The organism is Burkholderia sp. AU6039 (assembly GCF_002223365.1).
Taxonomy (GTDB): domain Bacteria; phylum Pseudomonadota; class Gammaproteobacteria; order Burkholderiales; family Burkholderiaceae; genus Burkholderia.
Genome location: NZ_NKFK01000004.1, coordinates 606,502 through 630,172 on the forward strand (window position 1 = coordinate 606,502; position 23,671 = coordinate 630,172).

Sequence of the window (23,671 nt, forward strand, 5' to 3'; positions counted from 1 at the left end):
CCACTTTTCCCGGCGCAGGCGCCATCTTGCTGCCACCTGCTGCTAAGGCTGGGGACCCCAAACGACGGCCTCGAAAAGCCGTTATAGTAGCAGGTTTGGTTCCCTCCATTTTCGCCAGGTTCATGGAACAGATCCGCATCCGTGGGGCGCGTACCCACAACCTGAAAAACGTCAATCTCGACCTGCCGCGCCACAAGCTGGTCGTGATTACCGGGTTGTCCGGATCGGGCAAGTCGTCGCTCGCGTTCGATACCCTTTATGCCGAAGGCCAGCGCCGCTACGTCGAAAGCCTGTCCGCGTATGCCCGCCAGTTCCTGCAGCTGATGGAGAAACCCGACGTCGACCTGATCGAAGGCCTGTCGCCGGCGATCTCGATCGAGCAGAAGGCGACGTCCCACAACCCGCGTTCGACCGTCGGCACGGTCACGGAAATCCACGACTACCTGCGACTTTTGTTCGCACGTGTCGGCACGCCGTACTGCCCCGACCACGACATCCCGCTGGAAGCGCAAAGCGTGTCGCAGATGGTCGACGCGGCGCTCGCGCTGCCCGAGGAAACCAAGCTGATGATCCTCGCGCCCGTCGTCGCGGACCGCAAGGGCGAGCATGCCGAGCTGTTCGAGGACATGCAGGCGCAGGGTTTCGTGCGCTTTCGCGTGCGCTCGGGCGGCGGCGCCGCGAACGAAGGCGTCGCGAAGATCTACGAGGTCGAGTCGCTGCCGAAGCTGAAGAAGAACGACAAGCACACGATCGACGTCGTCGTCGATCGTCTCAAGGTGCGCCCGGACATGAAGCAGCGGCTCGCCGAATCGTTCGAGACGGCGCTGCGCCTCGCCGACGGCCGCGCGATCGCGCTCGAGATGGACACCGACCGCGAGTACCTGTTCAGCTCGAAGTTCGCGTGCCCGATCTGCTCGTACTCGCTGCAGGAGCTCGAGCCGCGCCTGTTCTCGTTCAACAACCCGATGGGCGCGTGCCCGGAATGCGACGGCCTCGGCCAGATCACGTTCTTCGACCCGAAGCGGGTCGTCGCGCACCCGTCGCTGTCGCTCGCCGCCGGCGCCGTGAAAGGCTGGGACCGCCGCAACCAGTTCTACTTCCAGATGCTGCAGAGTCTCGCGGCGTTCTACGAATTCGACATCGACGCCGCGTTCGAGGATCTGCCGGAAAAGATCCGGAAGGTGCTGCTGTTCGGCTCGGGCAAGCAGACGATCCCGTTCTCGTACATCAACGAGCGCGGCCGCACGACGATCCGCGAGCACGTGTTCGAAGGGATCATCCCGAACCTCGAGCGCCGCTACCGCGAGACCGATTCGGTCGCGGTGCGCGAAGAGCTGTCGAAGTACCAGAACAACCAGCCGTGCCCGTCATGCGACGGCACGCGCCTGCGCCGCGAAGCGCGCCACGTGCGAATCGGCACGGGTGACTACGCGCGCGGCATCTTCGAAATCAGCGGCTGGCCGCTGCGCGACGCGCTCGGCTATTTCGACGGCCTGTCGCTCGACGGCGCGAAGCGCGAGATCGCCGACAAGGTCATCAAGGAAATCGTCGCGCGCCTCACCTTCCTGAACAACGTCGGCCTCGACTACCTGTCGCTCGAGCGCAGCGCGGAAACCCTGTCGGGCGGCGAGGCGCAGCGCATCCGGCTCGCGTCGCAGATCGGCTCGGGCCTCACGGGCGTGATGTACGTGCTCGACGAGCCGTCGATCGGCCTGCACCAGCGCGACAACGACCGCCTGATCGCGACCCTCAAGCACCTGCGCGACCTCGGCAACTCGGTGATCGTCGTCGAGCACGACGAGGACATGATCCGCACGGCCGACTACGTCGTCGACATGGGTCCGGGCGCCGGCGAGCACGGCGGCGTGATCGTGGCCGAGGGCACGCCGAAGCAGGTGCAGTCGAACCCGCAGTCGCTCACCGGCCAGTACCTGGTCGGCAAGCGCACGATCGAGTACCCGGACGAGCGGCTGGCCCCCGATCCCGAGCGGATGCTGCGCATCGTCGACGCGCACGGCAACAACCTGAAGCACGTCGATCTGGAGCTGCCGGTCGGCCTGCTGACCTGCATCACCGGCGTGTCGGGCTCCGGCAAGTCGACGCTGATCAACGACACGCTGTATCACGCGGTCGCGCGCCACCTGTACGGCTCGTCGGCCGAGCCGGCGCCGCACGAGGCGATCGAGGGCCTCGAGCACTTCGACAAGGTGATCAACGTCGACCAGTCGCCGATCGGTCGCACGCCGCGCTCGAACCCGGCCACGTATACGGGCCTGTTCACGCCGATCCGCGAGCTGTTCTCGGGCGTGCCGACCTCGAAGGAGCGCGGCTACGATCCGGGCCGTTTCTCGTTCAACGTGAAGGGCGGCCGCTGCGAATCGTGCCAGGGCGACGGCGTGCTGAAAGTGGAAATGCACTTCCTGCCGGACGTCTACGTGCCGTGCGACGTGTGCCACGGCAAGCGCTACAACCGCGAAACGCTCGAAGTGCAGTACAAGGGCAAGAACATCAGCGAAGTGCTCGACATGACGGTCGAGCACGCGTACGAATTCTTCAGCGCGGTGCCGGTCATCGCGCGCAAGCTGAAGACGCTGCTCGACGTCGGCCTCGGCTACATCCGCCTCGGCCAGTCGGCCACGACGCTGTCGGGCGGCGAGGCGCAGCGCGTGAAGCTGTCGCTCGAGCTCTCCAAGCGCGACACCGGCCGCACGCTGTACATCCTCGATGAACCGACCACCGGCCTGCACTTCCACGACATCGCCCTGCTGCTGGAAGTGATCCACCGGCTGCGCGACCAGGGCAACACGGTCGTGATCATCGAGCACAACCTCGACGTGATCAAGACGGCCGACTGGGTGATCGACCTCGGCCCCGAAGGCGGTGCCGGCGGCGGCCAGATCATCGCGCAGGGCACGCCCGAGCAGGTCGCGAAGACGAAGGCGAGCTTCACCGGCAAATACCTCGCGCCGCTGCTCAAGCGCACGGCCCGCAAGGTCGCGGCCGGCTGACGCGTCCCGCCTGCCTCCCCTCCCGCGCGGCCGCCCGGCCGCGCGCCCTTGCGCCCCGCCGAACCGGCCCCTTCTCGTTTTCCCTCCTGCGTTTACACCATGCGCCAAACGGCCCCGTTGCGGACCATAATGGCAGCTATACTTTACGGTCGTAAGGTTCGCCGTACGCACCAATCCGGTGCGGCGCCGGGCGAACACGGCTCTGCCGCGCATTCCGCGGCATGACACACGAACGACAGGAATCCACGATGGAGAAGCAACCAGACTCGTCGCGCGATGCGCAGAATCGCGAACCGCACCTGCGCAGCGTGCGGCTGACGAGCGACTTCAGCCTGCCGAAGCTGTCGGCGCTCGAGATCGGCAGCTATGCGTTCGCGATCCTAGCGATGTGGCTCGTGATCGAACTCAAGCTGCTCGGCGGGCTGCTGGCCGGCCTGCTGGTCTACCAGCTGATCCATACGATCGCCCCCGTGATCGAACGCCACACCACGAGCATGCGCGCGCGCTGGGTCGCCGTCGTGCTGCTGTCGATCGCGATCGTCGGCGCGTTGACGGGCCTGACGATCGGCATCATCGAACACTTCGAGCGCACGGTGCCGAACCTGCAAAGCCTGCTCGACCAGCTGATGCAGATCGTCGAGCAGACCCGCGCCCGCACGCCGGCCTGGATCGCGAACCTGCTGCCCGTCGACGTCGAGCAGATGAAGACGAAGGCCGCCGTGCTGATGCACTCGCACATGGACCAGCTCCAGCAAAGCGGCAAGAGCGTCGCGCGCGGCTTCGGCCACGTGCTGTTCGGGATGATCATCGGCGCGATGATCGCGATCGGCGTCGAGCACGGCAAGGTACGCCGGCCGCTGTCCACCGCGCTCGTCACGCGCGTGTCGCGCTTCGCCGACGCATTCCGCCGGATCGTGTTCGCCCAGATCAAGATCTCGGCGATCAACGCGGTGTTCACGGGCATCTACCTGCTCGTCGCGCTGCCGATCTTCCACCAGCGGCTGCCGCTGTCGAAAACGCTCGTGCTCGTCACGTTCATCGTCGGCCTGCTGCCCGTGATCGGCAACCTGATCTCGAACACGCTGATCGTCGCCGTGTCGCTGTCGGTCAGCATGGGCACCGCGATCGCGTCGCTGGCGTTCCTCGTGGTCATCCACAAGCTCGAATACTTCCTGAACGCGAAGATCATCGGCGGCCAGATCGAGTCACGCGCATGGGAGCTGCTGCTCGCGATGCTGATCATGGAGGCCGCGTTCGGGCTGCCGGGCGTGATCGCCGCGCCGATCTTCTACGCGTACCTGAAACGCGAGTTGTACCTGCTGCGGCTGATCTGAAGCAGCCCGCCCACCAACAGCGATAAAAAAACGCCGCGCCCCGTGAAGGGCGCGGCGTTTTTGTCTGTGATTGCCCGCCAGCCGACGGCCGGCAATCGGCACTCAACACATCAGCGGAACACGACCGTCTTCGTCCCGTTCAGCACGATCCGGTGCTCGACGTGCCACTTCACCGCGCGCGCGAGCGTCACGCATTCGACGTCGCGGCCGATCGCGGTCAGCTGGTCGGGCGTCATGCTGTGGTCGACGCGCTCGACTTCCTGCTCGATGATCGGGCCTTCGTCGAGATCGGTCGTCACGTAGTGCGCGGTCGCGCCGATCAGCTTCACGCCGCGGTCGAACGCCTGGTAGTACGGCTTCGCGCCCTTGAAGCTCGGCAGGAACGAATGGTGGATGTTGATCGCGCGGCCGGCGAGCTGCTTGCACAGGTTCGGCGACAGGATCTGCATGTAGCGCGCGAGCACGACCAGATCGGCCTGGTGCTCGTCGATCACTTCCAGCACGCGCGCTTCCTGCGCGGCCTTCGCGGCATCGGACGAGCCGCCGATCAGCGGAAAGTGATGGAACGGGATGTTGTAGCTCGCGGCGAGCTGGTAGAACTCCTTGTGGTTCGACACGATCGCCGGGATCTCGATCGGCAGCTGGCCGGTGCGATAGCGGAACAGCAGGTCGTTCAGGCAGTGGCCGATCTTCGACACCATGATCACGACGCGCGGCTTCACGGCCGCGTCATGCATTTCCCAGCGCATCGAGAACTGCTCGGCGAGCGGCGCGAACTCCTTGCGAAGCGTGTCGAGCGCCGTCGCGGCATCCGCGCCGCCGCCGTCCTGCTCGAAGTGCACGCGCATGAAGAATTCGCTGGTACGGCTGTCGCCGAACTGCGCCGAATCGAGGATGTTGTTGCTGCGCTCGAACAGGAAGCCCGAGACCGCATGGACGATGCCGTGCCGGTCGGGGCACGACAGTTTCAAGATAAAGCTGTGATCGGTCGGCATGACCGCTACTCCCTTCGTTTCCGTATTCGTCAAATTGCCCGTTCGCGCCGCCAGGCTGCGTGCGCGGCACGCGTCACGCGGCCGGCGCGAACAGGGCGTCGATGCCCGCCGCGTCGGCCGCCGGGATCCAGCGGTGGCGCAGCAGCGTGTCGAGCGTCGCGAGGCTCGCATCCATCGTCGCGCGGCCGGCGCGCAGCCAGCCGATCACCTCGGGCACGCCGGCCAGCAGGTGCTCGGCCACTTCGCCGTCCTGGTTGCGCGGCGCGAAGTCGCGCGGCAACGGCAGGTCGTACACGAAGATCAGTTCGGACTGCGTGCCTTCCGGCAGCGAGCACAGCACCTGCACCGCGCGGCCCGCGATCGCGCGCGCGGCCAGTTCGGCCGGAATGCCGGCCTCTTCCCAGCATTCCTTCGCGAGCGTCTCGTGAACGCCCAGGCCCCAGCCGATTCCGCCGGCGACGACGTTGTCGAGCATGCCGGGGTCGGTTGCCTTGGTCTCGCTGCGGCGGCCGAGCCACATCTGCGGGACGGTCGCGGCGGACGGCTCGCCCGGCGCAACCGCATATTCTACGATGCCGTTCAGATGCACCGCGTAAGTCTGCGTGCCGAAGAAGCGCGACGCGGCGCGCTCGATGTACGCGAGCGGCGGATCGTCGAAGCGGTTGCGGATCGCGTAGATCTCGTCGCGCCAGCCGGGAATCGCGCCTTCGGCCGCGAGCGCGCCGATCGCGCTCGCCAGCGCCATGCTGCGTGCGTCGACCGAGTCGTAGCGCGCCGACAGCACGACGCGCTCATCGGCCAGCTCGAACACGTCGGGCCAGCGCGCCAGCATCGCGACGTCCTCGCGGCGCACCCAGCCGACCGCCTGGCCGGCAATCTCGAAACGCAGGTGCGCAGCGGGATCGAAGCGGCGCGCAGCCGCAATGCACGGAAACGTCATCGTCGGTCAGTCCTTCAGCGCCACGCGGATGCCGATCGCGATGAACGTCGCGCCGGCGATCCGGTCGAGCCACACGCCGGCCTTCGGGCGGCGCTTCAGCCATGCGCCGATCATGCCCGCGCCGACGCCGAACAGCGAGAAGACCGCGGCCGTCTGCAGCATGAACAGCGCGCCGAGTTCGAACATCTGCAGTGTGACGCTCTGTGCGCCGTGCGGATCGACGAACTGCGGCAGGAACACGACGAAGAACAGCGTGACCTTCGGGTTCATCAGGTTGCCGATCACGCTCTGCCGGAAGATCGTGCCGAGCGGCTGCGGCGGGCGCGCATGCGCATTCGAGAGTCCCTGGCTGCGCAGCGCCTTGATGCCGATCCACACGAGGTAAGCGGCGCCCGCGAGCTTCAGGATCTGGAACGCGACCGGCGACGAACGCAGCACGGCCGCGACGCCGAGCGCCGCGAGCGTCGTGTGGAACAGGATCCCGGCCGTGAAGCCGAGCGCGGCGACGAAGCCGGCCGCGCGGCCTTGCGAGATGCCGCGTGCGAGCACCTGCAGGTTGTCGGGCCCCGGCGCGAACGTGATCGCGATGGACGTGGCGAGAAACAGCATGAAGTTGGGCATCGTGACCTCGCTGCGTAACGTGGAAGCTCAGGCTGGCCGGCGTTCAGTGGCCGGCGAATTCGGTGACGGTATAAACCGGCAGTCCCGCATTGCGCAGCAGCGCCGAGCCGCCGAGATCGGGCAGGTCGATGATCGCCGCGCCTTCGACGACTTCCGCGCCGAGCCGCTGCAGCAGGTTGCGCCCCGCCATCATCGTGCCGCCGGTCGCGATCAGGTCGTCCATGATGATCACGCGGTCGCCGGGGCGGCACGCATCTTCATGGATCTCGACCGTCGCGCTGCCGTATTCGAGGTCGTACGATTCCGAGCGCGTCTTGTACGGCAGCTTGCCGACCTTGCGGATCGGCACGAAGCCGACGCTCAGCTCGTACGCGACGATCGGCGCGATGATGAAGCCGCGTGCATCGAGGCCCGCGACGTAGTCGAGCTTCGCATCGACATAGCGCTCGACGAACAGGTCGACGAGGATGCGCAGCGCCTTCGGGCTCTGCAGCAGCGTCGTGATGTCGCGGAACATCACGCCCGGCTGCGGCCAGTCGGGCACCGTGCGGATCTGGCTGTGGATGAAGGCGACCGGATCGAGCGGTGCGCCCGACGACGAATGCGGCATGAAACTCTCCGAAAAAAACGGTGCGCGAAGATCGGGCACCGTTTCGAATAAATACGGGTCAGGTTATCAAACCAGGCGCGGCTCAGGCGGCCGCGGCTGGCGGTTCGCGCCGATGGCGCGACAGCCGCTCCTCCGCGAGCGCGAGCGCCTCGGGCAGCCCGCGCAGCACGACGATGTCGCTCGCGCGCAGCTTGGTTTGCGGATCGGGTTCGACGCCGCGGATACCATGCCGGCGAATCGCCGTGACTTCGAGCCCGAGTGCATACAGCCCCAGTTCTTCCAGCGAACGCCCGACCGCGTCCGCGCGCGCATCGACCGGCACCGATTGTAGCCGCACCTGCTCGTGGTCGTCGTCGTCCGCGTCGTCCGCGCCGCGGAAATAGCCGCGCAGCAGGCTGTAGCGTTCGTCGCGCATCTCCTCGACGCGCCGCACGACCTTGCGCATCGGCACACCGACCAGCACCAGCGTGTGCGACGCCAGCATCAGGCTGCCCTCGACGATCTCCGGAATCACCTCGGTCGCACCGGCCGCCAGCAGCTTCTCGAGATCGGCATCGTCGACGGTGCGCACGATTGCCGGCAGCGTCGGCTCGAGTTCGTGCACGTGATGCAGCACGCGCAGCGCGGAAGGCGTGTTCGCATAGGTGATCGCCACCGCTGCCGCGCGGTGGATACCGGCCGCGAGCAGCGACTCGCGGCGCGCCGCGTCGCCGAACACGACCGATTCGCCGGCCGCCGCGGCCGCGCTCACGCGATCGGGGTCGAGGTCGAGCGCGACGTACGAAATGCCTTCCTGTTCGAGCATCCGCGCCAGGTTCTGCCCTGCACGGCCGTAGCCGCAGATGATCACGTGGCCGCGCTGCTTGAGGCTTTGCGTCGCGATCCGCGTCATCTGCAGCGACTGCTGCATCCATTCGGTCGACGACAGCCGCATCACGATCCGGTCGGCGTTCTGGATCAGGAACGGCGCCGCGAGCATCGACAGCAGCATCGACGCGAGGATCGCCTGCAGCAGCGTCGAATCGACGAGATGCCGGTCGAGGATCAGGTTCAGCAGCACGAAGCCGAATTCGCCGGCCTGCGCGAGCCCGATGCCGGTGCGCATCGCCACACCCGGTGTCGCGCCGAACAGCCGCGCGAGCCCGGCGATCATCGTCCCCTTGAACAGGATCTGCCCGACGAAGAAACCGAGCACGAGGAACGGGTGCTCCCAGATCACGCGCGGGTCGAGCAGCATCCCGGTCGTCACGAAGAACAGGCCGAGCAGCACGTCGCGGAACGGCTTGATGTCCTCCTCCACCTGATGGCGGAACGGTGTCTCGGAGATCAGCATCCCCGCGATGAACGCGCCGAGCGCGAGCGACAGGCCGAAGCGGTCGGTGATGAATGCGGCGCCGAGCGTGACGAGCAGCAGGTTCAGCACGAACAGTTCCTGCGAGCGGCGCCGTGCGACGACGTTGAGCCAGCGCGTCATGAAGCGCTGGCCGATGACCAGCAGCAGCGTGAGCGCGATCACGATCTTGACGGCCGCGAAGCCGAGCGTGATCGCGAGGTCCTTCGACGATTCGGCGCCGAACGCGGCGATCACGATCAGCAGCGGCACCACCGCGAGATCCTGGAACAGCAGCACGCCGAAGATGTTGCGGCCGTGCTCGGTCTCGATCTCGAGCCGCTCGGCGAGCATCTTCGACACGATCGCCGTCGACGACATCGCGAGCGCACCGCCGAGCGCGATGCTGCCCTGCCACGTGATGTGCACCCAGTGCTCGAACAGCATGCCGAGCACGAGCGCGAGCACGAGCGTCGCGACGACCTGCAGCAGCCCGAGCCCGAACACGAGCCGCTGCATCGCCCTCAGCTTCGCCAGCGAGAACTCGAGGCCGATCGAAAACATCAGGAACACCACGCCGAATTCCGCGAGATGCTCGGCCCGCTCCAGATCCGCGGCGATGCCGAACGCATGCGGGCCGACCAGGATGCCGACGGTCAGGTAGCCGAGCATCGGCGGCAGGTTCAACGAGCGGAATACGACGACGCCCACCACTGAGGCCAGCAGCAGCAGCAGGGTCATTTCGAGCGGGGAAATCACGGGCGAAGCGTCCTCGTTCGTCGGGGCCACGGCAATGCGGGCGCGGGTGGTGGCGGTGGTCAGGCGACCTCGGACGAGTCCGAAGGCCCGGCGCGGCGAACAAACGCCTTTGCTATACTCCGCGCATGATAGCGAAAATCAATGATGACCGGGCGCTCGCGCTCGCCCGCGACGTGCTCGACATCGAGGCGGACGCCGTGCGCGCGCTGCGCGACCAGCTCGACGGCGGCTTCGTCCAGGCCGTCGCGCTGCTGCTCGGCTGCCGCGGCCGCGTGGTGGTGTCCGGTATCGGCAAATCGGGGCATATTGCCCGCAAGATCGCGGCCACGCTGGCCAGCACCGGTACGCCGGCCTTCTTCGTCCACCCGGCCGAGGCCAGCCACGGCGACCTCGGGATGGTCACCTCCGACGACGTCTTCATCGGCATCTCCTATTCCGGCGAATCCGAAGAACTCGTGGCGATCCTGCCGCTCGTGAAGCGGATCGGCGCGAAGCTGATCGCGATCACGGGCCGCGCGGAATCGAGCCTCGGCACGCTCGCCGACGTGAACCTGAACGCCGCGGTCTCGAAAGAGGCCTGCCCGATGAACCTCGCGCCCACCGCGAGCACGACCGCCGCGCTCGCGCTCGGCGACGCGCTCGCCGTGGCGGTGCTCGACGCGCGCGGCTTCGGCTCCGAGGATTTCGCGCGCTCGCACCCGGGCGGCGCGCTCGGCCGGCGCCTGCTCACCTACGTGCGCGACGTGATGCGCTCGGGCGACGACGTCCCGTCCGTCGGGCTCGACGCGACGCTGTCGGACGCCCTGTTCCAGATCACCGCGAAGCGCCTCGGCATGACCGCCGTGGTCGACGCCGGCGGCAAGGTCGCGGGCATCTTCACCGATGGCGACCTGCGCCGCGTGCTCGCGCGTGACGGCGACTTCCGCACGCTGCCGATCACCGACGTGATGACGCGCGACCCGCGCACGGTTGCACCGGATCACCTGGCGGTCGAGGCCGTGGAACTGATGGAGCGCCACCGGATCAACCAGATGCTGGTGGTCGATGCCGACGGCGTGCTGATCGGCGCGCTGAACATGCACGACCTGTTTTCGAAGAAGGTGATCTGATGAGCGCAGCGCTGACTGCGGCCGAACGCGCGAGCCGCGTGAAGCTGATGATTTTCGACGTCGACGGTGTGCTGACCGACGGCGGCCTGCTGTTTACCGCGGCCGGCGACGCGATGAAGTCGTTCAATTCGCTCGACGGCCACGGCGTGAAGCTGCTCGGCGAAGCCGGCATCGCGACCGCGATCATCACGGGCCGCCGCTCGGAGATCGTCGCGGCGCGCGCGAAGGAAATGAAGATCGCGCACCTGTTCCAGGGCGTCGAGAACAAGCTCGCCGTGTTCACCGACCTGATCGCCTCGCTCGGCCTCACCGCCGACCAGTGCGGCTACATGGGCGACGACTGGCCCGACCTGCCCGTGATGCTGCGCTGCGGCTTCGCGACGGCCCCCGCGAACGCGCACCCCGAGGTGATCGCCCGCGCGCACTGGGTGGCCGAGGCCCGCGGCGGCCATGGCGCCGTCCGCGAGGTCTGCGACGCGATCCTGCGCGCGCAGCGCCGCTACGACGCGCTGCTCGCGGCCGCCTGCGGAGCCTGACGGATGAACACGCATTTCCGCTGGACCCAGCTGCTGCCGCTCGTCGCGGTCGCCGCGCTCGCGGGCATCACCTGGTGGCTGCTGCAGGCCACGCTGCCGCCGCCCGGCGAGGGCACCGTGCAGCCGAAGCGCCACACGCCCGACTATTTCGCCGACAACTTCTCGGTCACCGAGCTCGACCAGTCGGGCGCGACCCAGTACCGGCTGACGGCCGCGAAGCTGGTCCATTACGAAGACACCGAAGACAGCGACCTGACCGATCCGGCCATGCGCGCGTTCCAGCCCGGCAAGCCGGTCGTGACGACCACCTCGAAGCGCGGCACCGTCAACGGCGACGTGTCGATCGTCGACTTGTACGACGACGCGCGCATCCTGCGCGCGGCCGGCGGCGGCGATCCGCAGATGCAGGCTGATTCCCAGCATTTCCGGATCTTCGTCAATGACGATGTGATCCAGACCGAAAAGCCGGTTAAACTTCAGCGCGGCCTGTCGCTCGTCAACGCGACCGACGGCATGAAGTACAACAACGTCACCCGGGTCATCGAGCTTTACGGCAACGTGCGCGGCACGATCGCCGCGCAGGACACGTCCGGCGGCTCGAAAGCTCAACCCAAGTGACGCATCCCTCACGTGACTGCATGAACGAATCGTTCCCTCGACAGATTTCCGGCGGCGCTGCGCGCGCCGTCCGCGCCGCGCTTGCCGCGACGCTCGTGGCGCTCCCGCTGGTCGGGCTGGCGCCGCTCGCCCATGCCGAGAAGGCCGACCAAGGCAAGCCGATCAACGTCGAGGCCGACAACCTGACCTATGACGACCTGAAGCAGGTCACGGTCGCGACCGGCAACGTCGTGATCACGAAGGGCACGATCATCATCAAGGGCGATCGCGTCGAAGTGCGCCAGGACCCGGAAGGCTATCAGTACGCCACTTCGTTCGGCAGCGGCAAGAAGCACGCGACGTTCCGCCAGAAGCGCGAAGGCCTCGACGAGTACATCGACGGTGACGCCGAGCGCATCGACTACGACGGCAAGCAGGACCTGACCACGCTGACCACCGCCGCGACCGTGCGCCGCCTGCAGGGTACGTCGACCGTCGCCGATACCGTGCACGGCAGCGTGATCACGTACGACGGCCAGCGCGACTTCTACACCGCGAAGGGCGGCAAGGACGTCGCCGCGCCGGGCAACCCGAACGGCCGCGTGCGCGCGATGCTGTCGCCGAAGAACGGCGGGCCCGCACCGCTGAACGGCGCGCCGGCAAAGCTGTCGCCGTCGACCACGATCCAGGGGGCGCCGGGCCAATGAACGCGCTACCGAACCGCCAGCCGGCCGGCACGACGAGCTCGCTCGTCGTCCGCAACCTGAAGAAGCGCTACGGCTCGCGCACGGTCGTCAAGGACGTGTCGCTCGACGTGAAAAGCGGCGAAGTCGTCGGCCTGCTCGGCCCGAACGGCGCCGGCAAGACCACGTCGTTCTACATGATCGTCGGCCTGGTGCCGCTCGACGCCGGCGAGATCTCGCTGAACGGCAGCTCGATCAGCCTGCTGCCGATCCACAAGCGCGCGTCGCTCGGCCTGTCGTACCTGCCGCAGGAAGCGTCCGTGTTCCGCAAGCTGACCGTCGAGGAGAACATCCGCGCGGTGCTCGAGCTGCAGCACGGCGAAGACGGCAAGCGGCTGTCGAAGGACGCGATCTCGTCGCGCGCCGAAGCGCTGCTCGACGAGCTGCAGATCGCCCACCTGCGCGAGAATCCCGCGCTGTCGCTGTCGGGCGGCGAACGGCGCCGGGTCGAAATCGCGCGCGCGCTGGCCACCAACCCGAACTTCATCCTGCTTGACGAACCGTTCGCCGGCGTCGACCCGATCGCGGTGCTCGAGATCCAGAAGATCGTCAAGTTCCTGAAGCAGCGTAACATCGGCGTGCTGATTACCGATCACAACGTCCGCGAAACGCTCGGCATCTGCGACCACGCCTACATCATCAGCGACGGCTCGGTGCTCGCCGCCGGTGCGCCGAGCGAAATCATCGAAAACGAAAGCGTACGCCGCGTGTACCTCGGCGAACACTTCCGGATGTAACTCCTCCTCGTGGCTGGCTGCACCCCGCCCGGCGTCGCCGCGCGGGGCCGCGCCCCGCTTCGCGGCCATGCCCGCGGCCGGGCGGCGCGCCGCGCGTAATCGCGGATGGCTCAACGCGCCTGGGTCGTGGCAAACTGCCGGTATGACTCCCTCCTTGCCATGAAAGCCAGCCTTCAACTCCGCCTGTCGCAACATCTGGCGCTGACGCCCCAGCTACAGCAGTCGATCCGGCTCCTGCAGTTGTCGACGCTCGAATTGCAGCAGGAAGTCGCGATGGCCGTCGCGCAGAACCCGCTGCTCGAGAACGAGGATGAATGGATCGCGAGCCCGCTGCGTGTTGCTGCGGACGGATCGCTGATCGCGCAGACGCCTCCCGCGCAGAACACCGAGCCCGCTGTGACCAACGGCAGCAGTTCGTCGAGCGATCGTGCCGAGCGCGACGAGCCGGCCGGCGCGGACGAATACGACGGTTATGCATCCGGCGACGGCAACGACGGCCCGCAGTGGAACCTCGACGAATACGGCCGCTCGAGCGGCGCATCCGACGACGACGACCTCCCGCCGCTGCAGGTGCAGGAAGCGGCGACGTCGCTGCGCGACCACCTGTCCGCGCAGTTGCGCGTCACGCAGGCCGGCCCGCGCGACCGCGCGCTCGTGATGTTCCTGATCGAATCGCTCGACGACGACGGCTACCTGACCGCCACGCTCGATGAAGTGCTCGCCGACCTGCCGCCCGAGCTGGAGATCGACTGCGACGAACTCAACGCGGCGCTCGCGCTGCTGCACAGCTTCGATCCGGCCGGGGTCGGTGCCCGTTCGGCGTCCGAATGCCTGAAGCTGCAGTTGCTGCGCCTCGATCCGTCCCCGACACGCACGCTCGCGCTCGAGATCGTGTCGCAGCATCTCGAGCTGCTCGCCGCCCGCGACTTCACGCGGCTGCGCAAGCACCTGAAGGCGAGCGACGACGCGCTGCGCGACGCGCACACGCTGATCCGCTCGCTGGAGCCGTTCCCCGGCGCCGCATACGGCAAGGCCGAGGCCGACTACGTCGTACCCGACATCATCGTGAAGAAGGCCGGCCAGGGATGGCTCGCGGAGCTCAATCCGGAGGTCGTGCCGCGCCTGCGGATCAACAACCTTTACGCGAACATCCTGCGCAACAGCCGCGGCGATCCGTCGGCCGGTTCGCTCAAGCAGCAGCTCCAGGAAGCACGCTGGCTGATCAAGAACATCCAGCAGCGTTTCGACACGATCCTGCGTGTCGCGCAGGCCATTGTCGAGCGTCAAAAGAACTTCTTTGCGCACGGTGAAATTGCCATGCGCCCCTTGGTTTTGCGGGAAATTGCTGATACGCTGGGCCTACACGAGTCGACTGTCAGCCGTGTGACAACCGGGAAGTACATGCTGACCCCGTTCGGGACGCTTGAATTTAAGTACTTCTTCGGATCTCACGTCTCGACCGACACCGGTGGCGCCGCTTCGTCGACAGCCATCCGAGCCCTCATCAAGCAACTGATAGGAGCTGAAGACCCTAAATCGCCACTTTCGGACAGCCGCATTGCCGAGCTGCTGGCAGAACAGGGATTCGTGGTCGCGCGCCGCACGGTTGCGAAGTATCGCGAAGCCCTCAAGATCCCGGCAGTGAATCTGCGCAAGTCTCTTTAAGCCTGCTGCCTGCCCGGCGGCAGGCGTGTCCCGACCACCGCGCACACGGGGAACAGGCCGGGCGACCTGTCCGCGATACGCCGCCTTCGTGCGGCACGGGCAAGTCGACCGGAGCGCCGCCTCGATGCGGCCGGGTGGTCACTCGCTTGGAGAAGCACTATGAACCTGAAGATCAGTGGACATCATCTCGAAGTCACGCCTGCAATTCGCGAATACGTGATCACCAAGCTGGACCGGGTGCTACGGCATAGCGATCAGGTGATCGATGGCACTGTGATCCTCTCGGTCGACAACCACAAGGAAAAGGACAAGCAGCAGCGCGCGGAAATCAACCTGCACCTGAAGGGCAAGGACATCTTCGTCGAAAGCGCGAACGGTAACCTGTATGCAGCGATCGACCTGCTGATCGACAAGCTGGATCGCCAGGTCGTCAAGCACATGGAGCGTCTGCAAACGCACGCGCACGACCCGATCAAGCTTCAACCATCGATCGACCAGATCGAACTGCCGCCGCAGTAACCTTCACCGCAACACACACGTCGCCCGGTTCGCCGGGCGTTTTTTTTGCGACTCCGCGCAGGGGTGCAACCGGTCCGTCCGCGCTGCGCCACGCACGCGGCTGTGCTCTATAATGTTCCGGTTATCGCCGGGGGGCGCTGGATGCGGTAGCTGCCTTGCAGGTTGCCGATGCCGAACGCCTTGATATCGCCGAACATGGATAGTCAGTCTGCCGCCGCAAGGAGACCCCAGGCCGCCCAATCGCCTGCCAACATGAATCGCCTAGCCAAAATCCTGCCCATAGAGAACGTCGTCATCGACCTCTCAGTCACCAGCAAGAAACGCGTGTTCGAACAAGCCGGGCTGATGTTCGAGAATCAGAACGGCATCGCCCGCAGCACCGTCACGGACAACCTGTTCGCGCGCGAGCGCCTCGGCTCGACCGGGCTCGGCGAAGGCGTCGCGATTCCGCACGGGCGCATCAAGGGGCTCAAGCACCCGCTCGCCGCGTTCGTCCGGCTCGCCGATGCGATCCCGTTCGAAGCCCCCGACGGCCAGCCGGTCGGTCTCCTGATCTTCCTGCTCGTGCCCGAGCAAGCCACCCAGCAGCACCTCGAGATCCTGTCGGAAATCGCGCAACTGCTGTCCGATCGCGACGCGCGCGAGCGTCTGCACAACGAAACGGATATCGCCGAGTTGCATCGCCTGCTCACTCAGTGGCAACCTTGAGTTGATCCGGGCGGAATATTTTCCCGTACGCGGCGGCACACGCCGCCGTTCAGGGCCGCCCGGCGCCGGCCCGGCATGGCGACGTCCGTCGCCGCGCGCACGCACCGGCCCATTGGAGTGACGAGAGTCATGGATACGTCCAGCATCAACGCCCAGAGCATCTTCGACGACAACGCGGCCACGCTGAAACTGAGCTGGCTGACGGGGCATGAAGGCTGGGAGCGCGGTTTTTCGGCCGACACCGTCGGCAATGCAACCTCGAGCGCCGACCTCGTCGGCCACCTGAACCTGATCCACCCGAACCGGATCCAGGTGCTCGGCGAAGCCGAAATCGACTACTACCAGCGGCAAACCGACGAAGACCGCTCGCGCCACATGGCCGAGCTGATCGCGCTCGAGCCGCCGTTCCTCGTCGTCGCCGGCGGGGCCGCGGCGCCGCCCGAACTCGTGCTGCGCTGCACGCGCTCGTCGACCCCGCTGTTCACCACGCCCATGTCGGCCGCCGCGGTGATCGACAGCCTGCGGCTCTACATGTCGCGCATCCTCGCGCCGCGCGCGACGCTGCACGGCGTGTTCATCGACATCCTCGGGATGGGCGTGCTGCTGACCGGCGATTCGGGCCTCGGCAAGAGCGAGCTCGGCCTCGAGCTGATCAGCCGTGGCCACGGCCTCGTCGCCGACGACGCGGTCGATTTCGTTCGACTTGGCCCCGATTTCGTCGAAGGGCGCTGCCCGCCGCTGCTGCAGAACCTGCTCGAAGTGCGCGGTCTGGGCCTGCTCGACATCAAGACGATCTTCGGCGAAACCGCCGTGCGGCGGAAAATGAAGCTGAAGCTGATCGTCCAGCTCGTGCGGCGCCCCGACGGCGAATTCCAGCGCCTGCCGCTCGAAAGCCAGACCGTCGACGTGCTCGGCCTGCCGATCAGCAAGGTCACGATCCAGGTCGCGGCCGGCCGCAACCTCGCGGTGCTCGTCGAGGCGGCCGTCCGGAACACGATCCTGCAGTTGCGCGGAATCGACACGTTGCGCGATTTCATGGATCGGCAACGACTCGCGATGCAAGATCCCGACAGTCAGTTCCCCGGCAAACTGGTGTAACCGCACGCGCCGGCCACGCAACGCCGACGCGTCGAGCCGGTGCTATGATGAAACGTCAGGATTCTCTGCTTCCCATGCGCATCGTCCTCATCACCGGCATCTCCGGCTCAGGCAAGTCCGTCGCGCTGAACGCGCTCGAAGACGCAGGCTATTACTGCGTCGACAACCTGCCGCCGCACGTGCTCCCCGAACTCGCCCGCTACCTCGCCGAGGATGGCCAGCGCCGGCTCGCGGTCGCGATCGACGCGCGCTCGAGTGCGTCGCTCGACGAAATGCCCGGCCTGATCCGCGACCTGTCGCGCGAGCACGACGTGCGCGTGCTGTTCCTCAACGCGAGCACCCAGGCGCTGATCCAGCGCTTCTCCGAGACGCGCCGCCGCCATCCGCTGTCCGGCTCGCTGTCGCACGATGCGGACGTCGGCCTGCTGTCGTCGCTCGAGGAAGCGATCGAGCGCGAACGCCACCTCGTCGCGCCGCTCGCCGAATTCGGCCACCAGATCGACACGAGCACGCTGCGCGCGAACGCGCTGCGGACGTGGGTCAAGCGCTTCATCGAGCAGAAGAACAACGACCTGATGGTGATGTTCGAATCGTTCGGCTTCAAGCGCGGCGTGCCGCTCGACGCCGACCTGATGTTCGACGTGCGCGCGCTGCCGAATCCGTACTACGACCACGAGTTGCGCCCGCTCACCGGGCTCGACCAGCCGGTCATCGCCTTTCTCGACGCACTGCCGATCGTCCATCAGATGATCGACGACATCCATGCGTTCCTGATGAAATGGCTGCCGCACTTCCGCGATGACAACCGCAGCTACCTGACCGTCGCCATTGGCTGCACCGGCGGGCAGCATCGGTCGGTGTTCATCGCGGAAACGCTCGCCGCGCGCCTTGCGCACGACGCGAACGTGATCGTGCGGCATCGTGACGCGCCAGTGGATGTCGACGCGTCGTCGCGGCTCGTCTCCGAGGTCGACCGACCCTAGCGACGCCCGCCCCAACGCCCGCGCGCCATGTCCTCCCTATCGACCACCCTGATCGACCTGCCGCTGTTTCCGCTGCACACGGTGCTGTTTCCGGGGGGCCTGCTCCCGCTCAAGGTGTTCGAGGCGCGCTATCTCGACATGGCCCGCGCGTGCCTGCGCGACGACGCACCGTTCGGCGTGTGCCTGCTGAAGAGCGGGCCGGAAGTCGCGCAGGACGGCGCCGTATCGGTGCCGGAGACCATCGGCTGCATGGCGCGCATCACCGAATGCGATACCGGTGAATTCGGCATGCTGTACCTGCAGGCGGTCGGCACGCAGCGTTTCGAGCTGCTGTCGTACCGCGTCGAAGGCAACGGGCTGCTGGTCGGCATCGCGGAGCCGCTGCCCGACGACATCCCGCTCGAAGGCGAGCAGTCACTCGCGCAGTTCGGCTCGTGCGCCGAGGTGCTCGAGCGCATCATCGACGCACTGAAGAAGTCCGATCCGGAGAAGATGCCATTCGGCGAACCGTTCCGCCTCGACGATCCGAGCTGGGTATCGAACCGTCTCGCGGAACTGCTGCCGCTCGACCTGCGCGCGCGGCAGAAGCTGATGGAGTTTCCGGACGTCGGCGCACGCATCGACGCCGTGCACCACGTGCTCGACCGGCATGGCTGGTTATAGCGTGCCCGGGACCTGTCGCTTTGCCTGAGCTATCCGGGAGACGGCATCCCCCGAGGGGCTTCCTTCCGGGCGAAAAGCCGGGCCGGCGTTTTCTGTATCACCCCAGACAGCCACTTCGCGCCAGCCAACCCAAGGCGGCTTCCGTCGGCACGAAAAACCACGAGCGTCCGACGTCTCCCTGAAAGCGCGGCATGCGCCGCGCCTCTCCCCTTCGTTACAGCAGCGGCCCGCTCAGTGCATCGAGCAGCTTGCGCACGGGCGCCGGCACGCCATACGCGTCGAGCCGGCTCAGCGGCACCCAGGCGGTGTCCGCGTCCCGCGCGCCGGCAGGCAGGCCGCCGTCGGCCATGTCGCTCAGCCGCGGCTCGATCTCGAGCCGGAAATGCGTGAACGTGTGCGTGAGCGGCGCGAGCGGCACCGTGCCGCCGCCGCCGAAGCCGCGTGCGAGTTCCGCGAGCGCGGCGTCGCCGTCCGCCTGCGGCAGGCTCCACAGCCCGCCCCAGATGCCGGTCGGCGGCCGCCGCTCGAGCAGCACGGCGTCACCGTCGCGCAGCACGAGCATCCAGGTCTTGCGGGTCGGCACGGCCTTCTTCGGCCGCGCGGCCGGCAGTTCGCGCTGGCGGCCCGTCGATTGCGCGACGCAGTCGCCCGCGAACGGGCAGCGCGCGCAATCGGGCTTGCCGCGCACGCACAGCGTCGCGCCGAGATCCATCAGCCCCTGCGTGTACGCGCTCACGTCGGCCGCGTTCGCGGCGTCGGGCAACAGCGATTCGGCGAGCGCCCACATGTCGTTCTCGACACGCTTCTCGCCCGGGAAGCCCTCGACGCCGAACACCCGCGCAAGCACGCGCTTCACGTTGCCGTCGAGGATCGTCGCGCGCGCGCCGTACGCGAACGACGCGATCGCCGCGGCCGTCGAACGGCCGATGCCCGGCAATTCGGCCAGCGCGTCGGGCGTCGCCGGGAACGCACCGCCGTGCTCGGCGACGACGACCTGCGCGCAGCGATGCAGGTTGCGCGCGCGCGAGTAGTAGCCGAGCCCCGCCCAGAGCGCCATCACGTCGTCGGTCGGCGCGGCCGCGAGCGCGGCGACGTCGGGGTAGCGTTCGAGAAAGCGCGTGTAATACGGGATGACGGTCGATACCTGCGTCTGCTGCAGCATGATTTCCGAAAGCCAGATCCGGTACGGATCACGGGTGTTTTGCCACGGCAGGTCGTGGCGGCCATGCTCGCGCTGCCACGCGACCAGGCGCGTGGCGAACGTGCGATGCAACGGCGTGACGGGGAACGGAGCGGGGGCGATGCGGGGCGGCTTCAAGTTATCTAATTGTGGAAAAAGGTTTCAACGCTGGCAGGTCGGACAGAAATAGGTCGACCGCTGGCCCTGCACGATCTGGCGGATCGGCGTGTTGCATACGCGACATGGCTGGCCCGCACGGTCGTAGACGAAGCAGTCGAGCTGGAAATAGCCGCTTTCGCCGTTGCTGCCGACGAAATCGCGCAATGTGCTGCCGCCGCGCTCGATCGCGTCGGCAAGCGTCGCGCGCACTGCGTCGGCCAAACGCTCGTAGCGCGGCAGCGACACCTTGCCGGCGGCCGTCGTCGGCCGGATGCCGGCGCGAAACAGGCTCTCCGACGCATAGATGTTGCCGACGCCGACGACCATGTCGCCCGCGAGCAGCGCCTGCTTGACCGACACGGTGCGCCCGCGCGTGCGCGCGTGCAGCAGCGCGCCGGTGAACGCCGGCGAGAACGGTTCGACGCCGAGGCTCGCGAGGAGCGGATGCGCATGCACGTCGCCCGCTTCGCGCGGGTGCCACAGCACCGCGCCGAAGCGGCGCGGATCGCGGAACCGCAGCACGAATTCGTCGAAGATCCAGTCGATGTGGTCGTGCTTCGCGGCGACCGGCACGCCGGCCGCGGGCAGCACGCGCAGCGTGCCCGTCATGCCGAGGTGGACGATGAACCAGCCCGCGTCGACCTCGAACAGCAGGTACTTGCCGCGACGCTCGACGGCGCGCACCTCGCGCGCGCGCAACTGCTCGGCGAGCCCCGCCGGCACGGGCCAGCGCAGCATCTCGGTACGGACGTCGACACGCTCGACGCGGCGGCCCGCGACAAAGGGCTCGATGCCCCGGCGCGTGACTTCGACTTCTGGCAACTCTGGCATGTTTTGCGGGTCTGAGACTGGATTCACGATCGTGCGTGTATTGTAGCGAGCGCGTTACAATCGGTTGAAACATCGAACGGATTTCCATGACTCTGCCCTCGAAGCTGCTTCAGAAGCGTCCCGCCGCCGTGCGCGGCGCGCGCGCCTTCCCGGTCCGCCGTGCACTCGGCGCCGCGCTGTTTGCCGCCTGGACCCTCACCGCCTTCCCGGCCCACGCGCAGGATCCGGCATCGGACGACGCGGAGTCGCAGGGCGCGTTCGAGCATGTGATGCCGGACGAGAAAAAGGATCTCCCCGGCGTTCCGCTGACGAGCCAGATCGTCTACCAGGTGCTCGCCGCCGAGGTCGCGCTGCAGCGTAACCAGCCCGCGCCGGCCTACCAGACCTACCTCGCGCTCGCCCGCGACACGCGCGATCCGCGCATGGCGCAGCGTGCGACCGAGATCGCGCTCGGCGCGCAGAGCCCGGCCGACGCGCTGTCCGCCGCGAACCTGTGGCGCCAGTACGCACCCGATTCGAATCGCGCATCGCAGGTCGACGCCGCATTGCTGGTGCTCGCCGGCAAGCCGGCCGATGCACAGCCGATGCTCGCGCGGGAGCTGGCCCGGGCGACCGGCGAGACGCGCGGCCCGGCGATCCTCGCGCTGCAGGCGCTGCTCGTGCGCGGCTCCGACCGCGTCGGCGGCCTCGCGGTGCTGAAGGACATGCTGAAGAACGACCTGAACCGGCCCGAAGCCCAGCTCGCGATCGCGCGCCAGCAGCTCGCGGTCGACGACAAGGACGGCGCCGCGCAGTCGCTGAAGCAGGCGCTGCAGCTCCGCCCCGACTACCTGCCGGCGGCTTTGATGCTGTCGCAGATGGGGCCGGCGGAACGCGCGGCGGGCATCACGTCGTTCGAGAAGTATGTTCAGCAGAATCCGAAGTCGCGCGATGCGCGGCTCGCGCTGTCGCAGCTCTATCTCGCCGACGATCGCCTCGACGACGCGCAGAAGCAGTTCGAGACGATGCGCAAGCTCGACGCGAAGGACCCGACGCCGCTGATGGCGCTCGCGCTGATCAAGATCCAGCAGAAGAAGCTCGACGAAGCGACCGGCTACCTGAAGCAGTACGTCCAGCTCGGCGACAAGCAGCCGAATCTCGACGTCGGCCAGGGCTACATCTACCTCGCGCAGATCGCGATCGACCAGAACAACGACGCGCAGGCGTCGCAGTGGCTCGACAAGGTCGACCAGACGAGCCAGCATTACCTGCCCGCGCAGATCACGCGCGCGCAATTGCTGCAGAAACAGGGCAAGACCGACGAGGCGCGCAAGGTGCTCGACGACCTGCCGATCACGGATCCGCGCGATGCGGCCGTGGTCGCACGCACCGACGCGTCGATCCTGTTCACCGCGAAGCGCTACCCGGAAGCCGAGGCACGGCTCGGGCAGGCGGTCCAGGACTTCCCAGACGATCCCGACCTGCGCTACGACTACGCGATGGCGGCCGAAAAGACCGGCCACTACACGACGATGGAAAAGCAGCTGCGCGAGCTGATCCGCACGCAGCCCGACAATCCGCAGGCGTACAACGCACTCGGCTATTCGCTCGCCGACCGCAACCAGCGGCTCCCCGAAGCCAGCAAGCTGATCGACAAGGCGATGACGCTCGCGCCGAACGACGCGTACATCATGGACAGCCTCGGCTGGGTGAAGTACCGGATGGGCGATACGGCCGGCGCGGCGAAGGTGCTGCGGCGTGCGTACGAACTGCAGCCGAACGCCGAGATCGGCGCGCATCTCGGCGAAGTGCTGTGGAAGAGCGGCGCGCAGGACGATGCGCGTTCCGCATGGCGTGACGCACAAAAGCTCGAGCCGGACAACGACACGCTCGTGCAGACGCTGAAACGCCTCCAGATCAACGGTCTCTGATGCAGATGTTCCCGACGTTTTCCCTGTCCTTCCGCGCGCAGCGCACGCTGGCCGCAGCCGGCGCGGCGCTCGTGCTCGCCGGCTGCGCGAGCACGCCGCCGTCGGCCAGCGCGCCGACCGGCGCGGCGCTGCAGACCGCCGCCACGCACGCTTACCATGGCCGCTTCGCGGTGCGGTACGACGACCGTCTCGGCAATCCGCAGAACGTGTACGGCAACTTCGACTGGCAGGAGCACGGCGACGACGTGTCGCTCGAGCTGCGCAGCCCGCTCGGCCAGACGCTCGCGGTCGTGAAATCGACGCCGCGCGCGGCGTCGCTCGAATTGCCGAACCGTCCGACGCAATATGCGCCGGACGTCGGCGACCTGATGCAGAAAACGCTCGGTTTCGAACTGCCGCTCGCGGGCCTGCGCTACTGGCTGCTGCCGACCGCCGCGCCCGCCACGCCCGCGCAGACGGTGCGCGATCCGGCCGACGGTACGCGCGTCAAGCAGATCCGCCAGGACGGCTGGACGATCGACTACCTTGCCTACGCGGATGCCCCGGCCACGGGCGTCAAACGCGTCAACCTCGTGCGCGCGACACCGCCGCTCGACATCAAGCTCGTGCTCGATCAGTGAGCACTGGCCCAGCCCA

The 23,671-nt window shown here is 67.3% G+C and carries 22 protein-coding genes; 15 read left to right on the top strand and 7 right to left on the bottom strand.

The window, feature by feature from the left end; genetic code table 11:
• Positions 1-122 precede the first annotated feature (122 nt).
• Together uvrA and CFB39_RS15500 are read left to right on the top strand one after the other, a co-directional pair.
• A complete protein-coding gene (uvrA, locus tag CFB39_RS15495) occupies positions 123-3,008 on the top strand; it encodes an excinuclease ABC subunit UvrA (RefSeq protein WP_089473576.1) in 2,886 nt (961 codons plus the stop codon).
• Positions 3,009-3,256: 248 nt separating this feature from the next.
• On the top strand, positions 3,257-4,342 hold the full coding sequence (locus CFB39_RS15500) for an AI-2E family transporter (RefSeq protein ID WP_174973068.1): 1,086 nt from the start codon (positions 3,257-3,259) through the stop codon (positions 4,340-4,342).
• Positions 4,343-4,452: 110 nt separating this feature from the next.
• Here CFB39_RS15500 and purU read toward each other — a convergent pair whose 3' ends face one another.
• From purU to CFB39_RS15525, 5 genes are all read right to left on the bottom strand, one after another.
• On the bottom strand, positions 4,453-5,337 hold the full coding sequence (gene purU, locus CFB39_RS15505; RefSeq protein ID WP_089426344.1) for a formyltetrahydrofolate deformylase: 885 nt from the start codon (positions 5,335-5,337) through the stop codon (positions 4,453-4,455).
• Positions 5,338-5,410: 73 nt separating this feature from the next.
• Entirely contained in the window at positions 5,411-6,277 is an 867-nt protein-coding gene (locus CFB39_RS15510; RefSeq protein WP_089473577.1) for an NUDIX hydrolase family protein, read from the bottom strand.
• Between the two features lie 6 nt (positions 6,278-6,283).
• Entirely contained in the window at positions 6,284-6,898 is a 615-nt protein-coding gene (locus CFB39_RS15515; protein WP_059233178.1) for a LysE family translocator, read from the bottom strand.
• Between the two features lie 43 nt (positions 6,899-6,941).
• The gene (locus CFB39_RS15520) at positions 6,942-7,508 is read right to left on the bottom strand and encodes an adenine phosphoribosyltransferase (protein WP_011353218.1); all 567 of its coding nucleotides are present in this window, start codon (positions 7,506-7,508) and stop codon (positions 6,942-6,944) included.
• 82 nt (positions 7,509-7,590) lie between these two features.
• Entirely contained in the window at positions 7,591-9,597 is a 2,007-nt protein-coding gene (locus tag CFB39_RS15525; protein WP_089426656.1) for a monovalent cation:proton antiporter family protein, read from the bottom strand.
• A 125-nt stretch (positions 9,598-9,722) separates the two neighbouring features.
• Here CFB39_RS15525 and kdsD point away from each other — a divergent pair, with 125 nt between their 5' ends.
• The 11 genes from kdsD (at position 9,723) to CFB39_RS15580 (ending at position 18,955) form a co-directional block, all read left to right on the top strand.
• Complete coding sequence (kdsD, locus tag CFB39_RS15530; protein WP_039345999.1) at positions 9,723-10,706, top strand: arabinose 5-phosphate isomerase KdsD; 984 nt, start codon at positions 9,723-9,725, stop codon at positions 10,704-10,706.
• A complete protein-coding gene (locus tag CFB39_RS15535; RefSeq protein ID WP_089473578.1) occupies positions 10,706-11,242 on the top strand; it encodes an HAD family hydrolase in 537 nt (178 codons plus the stop codon). The genes kdsD and CFB39_RS15535 overlap by 1 nt, the downstream gene beginning before the upstream one ends.
• A 3-nt stretch (positions 11,243-11,245) precedes the next feature.
• Positions 11,246-11,860 carry an LPS export ABC transporter periplasmic protein LptC gene (lptC, locus tag CFB39_RS15540; RefSeq protein WP_089473579.1) on the top strand — a complete coding sequence of 205 codons (615 nt, stop codon included), beginning with the start codon at positions 11,246-11,248 and terminating at the stop codon, positions 11,858-11,860.
• A 20-nt stretch (positions 11,861-11,880) separates the two neighbouring features.
• Entirely contained in the window at positions 11,881-12,546 is a 666-nt protein-coding gene (gene lptA / locus CFB39_RS15545; RefSeq protein WP_089426349.1) for a lipopolysaccharide transport periplasmic protein LptA, read from the top strand.
• On the top strand, positions 12,543-13,319 hold the full coding sequence (gene lptB, locus CFB39_RS15550) for an LPS export ABC transporter ATP-binding protein (protein ID WP_039346017.1): 777 nt from the start codon (positions 12,543-12,545) through the stop codon (positions 13,317-13,319). The genes lptA and lptB overlap by 4 nt, the downstream gene beginning before the upstream one ends.
• 159 nt (positions 13,320-13,478) lie before the next feature.
• On the top strand, positions 13,479-14,984 hold the full coding sequence (locus CFB39_RS15555; RefSeq protein ID WP_089473580.1) for an RNA polymerase factor sigma-54: 1,506 nt from the start codon (positions 13,479-13,481) through the stop codon (positions 14,982-14,984).
• Between the two features lie 159 nt (positions 14,985-15,143).
• The gene (gene hpf, locus CFB39_RS15560) at positions 15,144-15,503 is read left to right on the top strand and encodes a ribosome hibernation-promoting factor, HPF/YfiA family (protein ID WP_006477786.1); all 360 of its coding nucleotides are present in this window, start codon (positions 15,144-15,146) and stop codon (positions 15,501-15,503) included.
• A 168-nt stretch (positions 15,504-15,671) separates the two neighbouring features.
• Positions 15,672-16,211 (top strand): PTS sugar transporter subunit IIA, encoded by a 540-nt coding sequence (locus tag CFB39_RS15565; RefSeq protein ID WP_089426657.1) that lies wholly within the window; start codon positions 15,672-15,674, stop codon positions 16,209-16,211.
• Positions 16,212-16,340: 129 nt separating this feature from the next.
• On the top strand, positions 16,341-17,309 hold the full coding sequence (gene hprK / locus CFB39_RS15570; protein ID WP_011353227.1) for an HPr(Ser) kinase/phosphatase: 969 nt from the start codon (positions 16,341-16,343) through the stop codon (positions 17,307-17,309).
• Positions 17,310-17,383: 74 nt separating this feature from the next.
• Positions 17,384-18,292 carry an RNase adapter RapZ gene (gene rapZ / locus CFB39_RS15575; RefSeq protein WP_089473581.1) on the top strand — a complete coding sequence of 303 codons (909 nt, stop codon included), beginning with the start codon at positions 17,384-17,386 and terminating at the stop codon, positions 18,290-18,292.
• A gap of 27 nt (positions 18,293-18,319) precedes the next feature.
• Positions 18,320-18,955, top strand: a complete 636-nt coding sequence (locus CFB39_RS15580; RefSeq protein WP_089426352.1) for an LON peptidase substrate-binding domain-containing protein — start codon at positions 18,320-18,322, stop codon at positions 18,953-18,955.
• A 214-nt stretch (positions 18,956-19,169) separates the two neighbouring features.
• Here CFB39_RS15580 and mutY read toward each other — a convergent pair whose 3' ends face one another.
• Entirely contained in the window at positions 19,170-20,273 is a 1,104-nt protein-coding gene (gene mutY / locus CFB39_RS15585; RefSeq protein ID WP_089426353.1) for an A/G-specific adenine glycosylase, read from the bottom strand.
• 24 nt (positions 20,274-20,297) lie between these two features.
• A complete protein-coding gene (mutM, locus tag CFB39_RS15590; RefSeq protein ID WP_089426354.1) occupies positions 20,298-21,125 on the bottom strand; it encodes a bifunctional DNA-formamidopyrimidine glycosylase/DNA-(apurinic or apyrimidinic site) lyase in 828 nt (275 codons plus the stop codon).
• A gap of 86 nt (positions 21,126-21,211) precedes the next feature.
• On the opposite strand from mutM, the gene CFB39_RS15595 reads away from it, so the two are divergent.
• On the top strand, positions 21,212-23,035 hold the full coding sequence (locus CFB39_RS15595) for a tetratricopeptide repeat protein (protein WP_089456955.1): 1,824 nt from the start codon (positions 21,212-21,214) through the stop codon (positions 23,033-23,035).
• On the top strand, positions 23,035-23,655 hold the full coding sequence (gene lolB, locus CFB39_RS15600; protein ID WP_089426356.1) for a lipoprotein insertase outer membrane protein LolB: 621 nt from the start codon (positions 23,035-23,037) through the stop codon (positions 23,653-23,655). Before CFB39_RS15595 ends, lolB begins: the two co-directional genes overlap by 1 nt.
• The last annotated feature ends 16 nt before the right edge of the window (positions 23,656-23,671 follow it).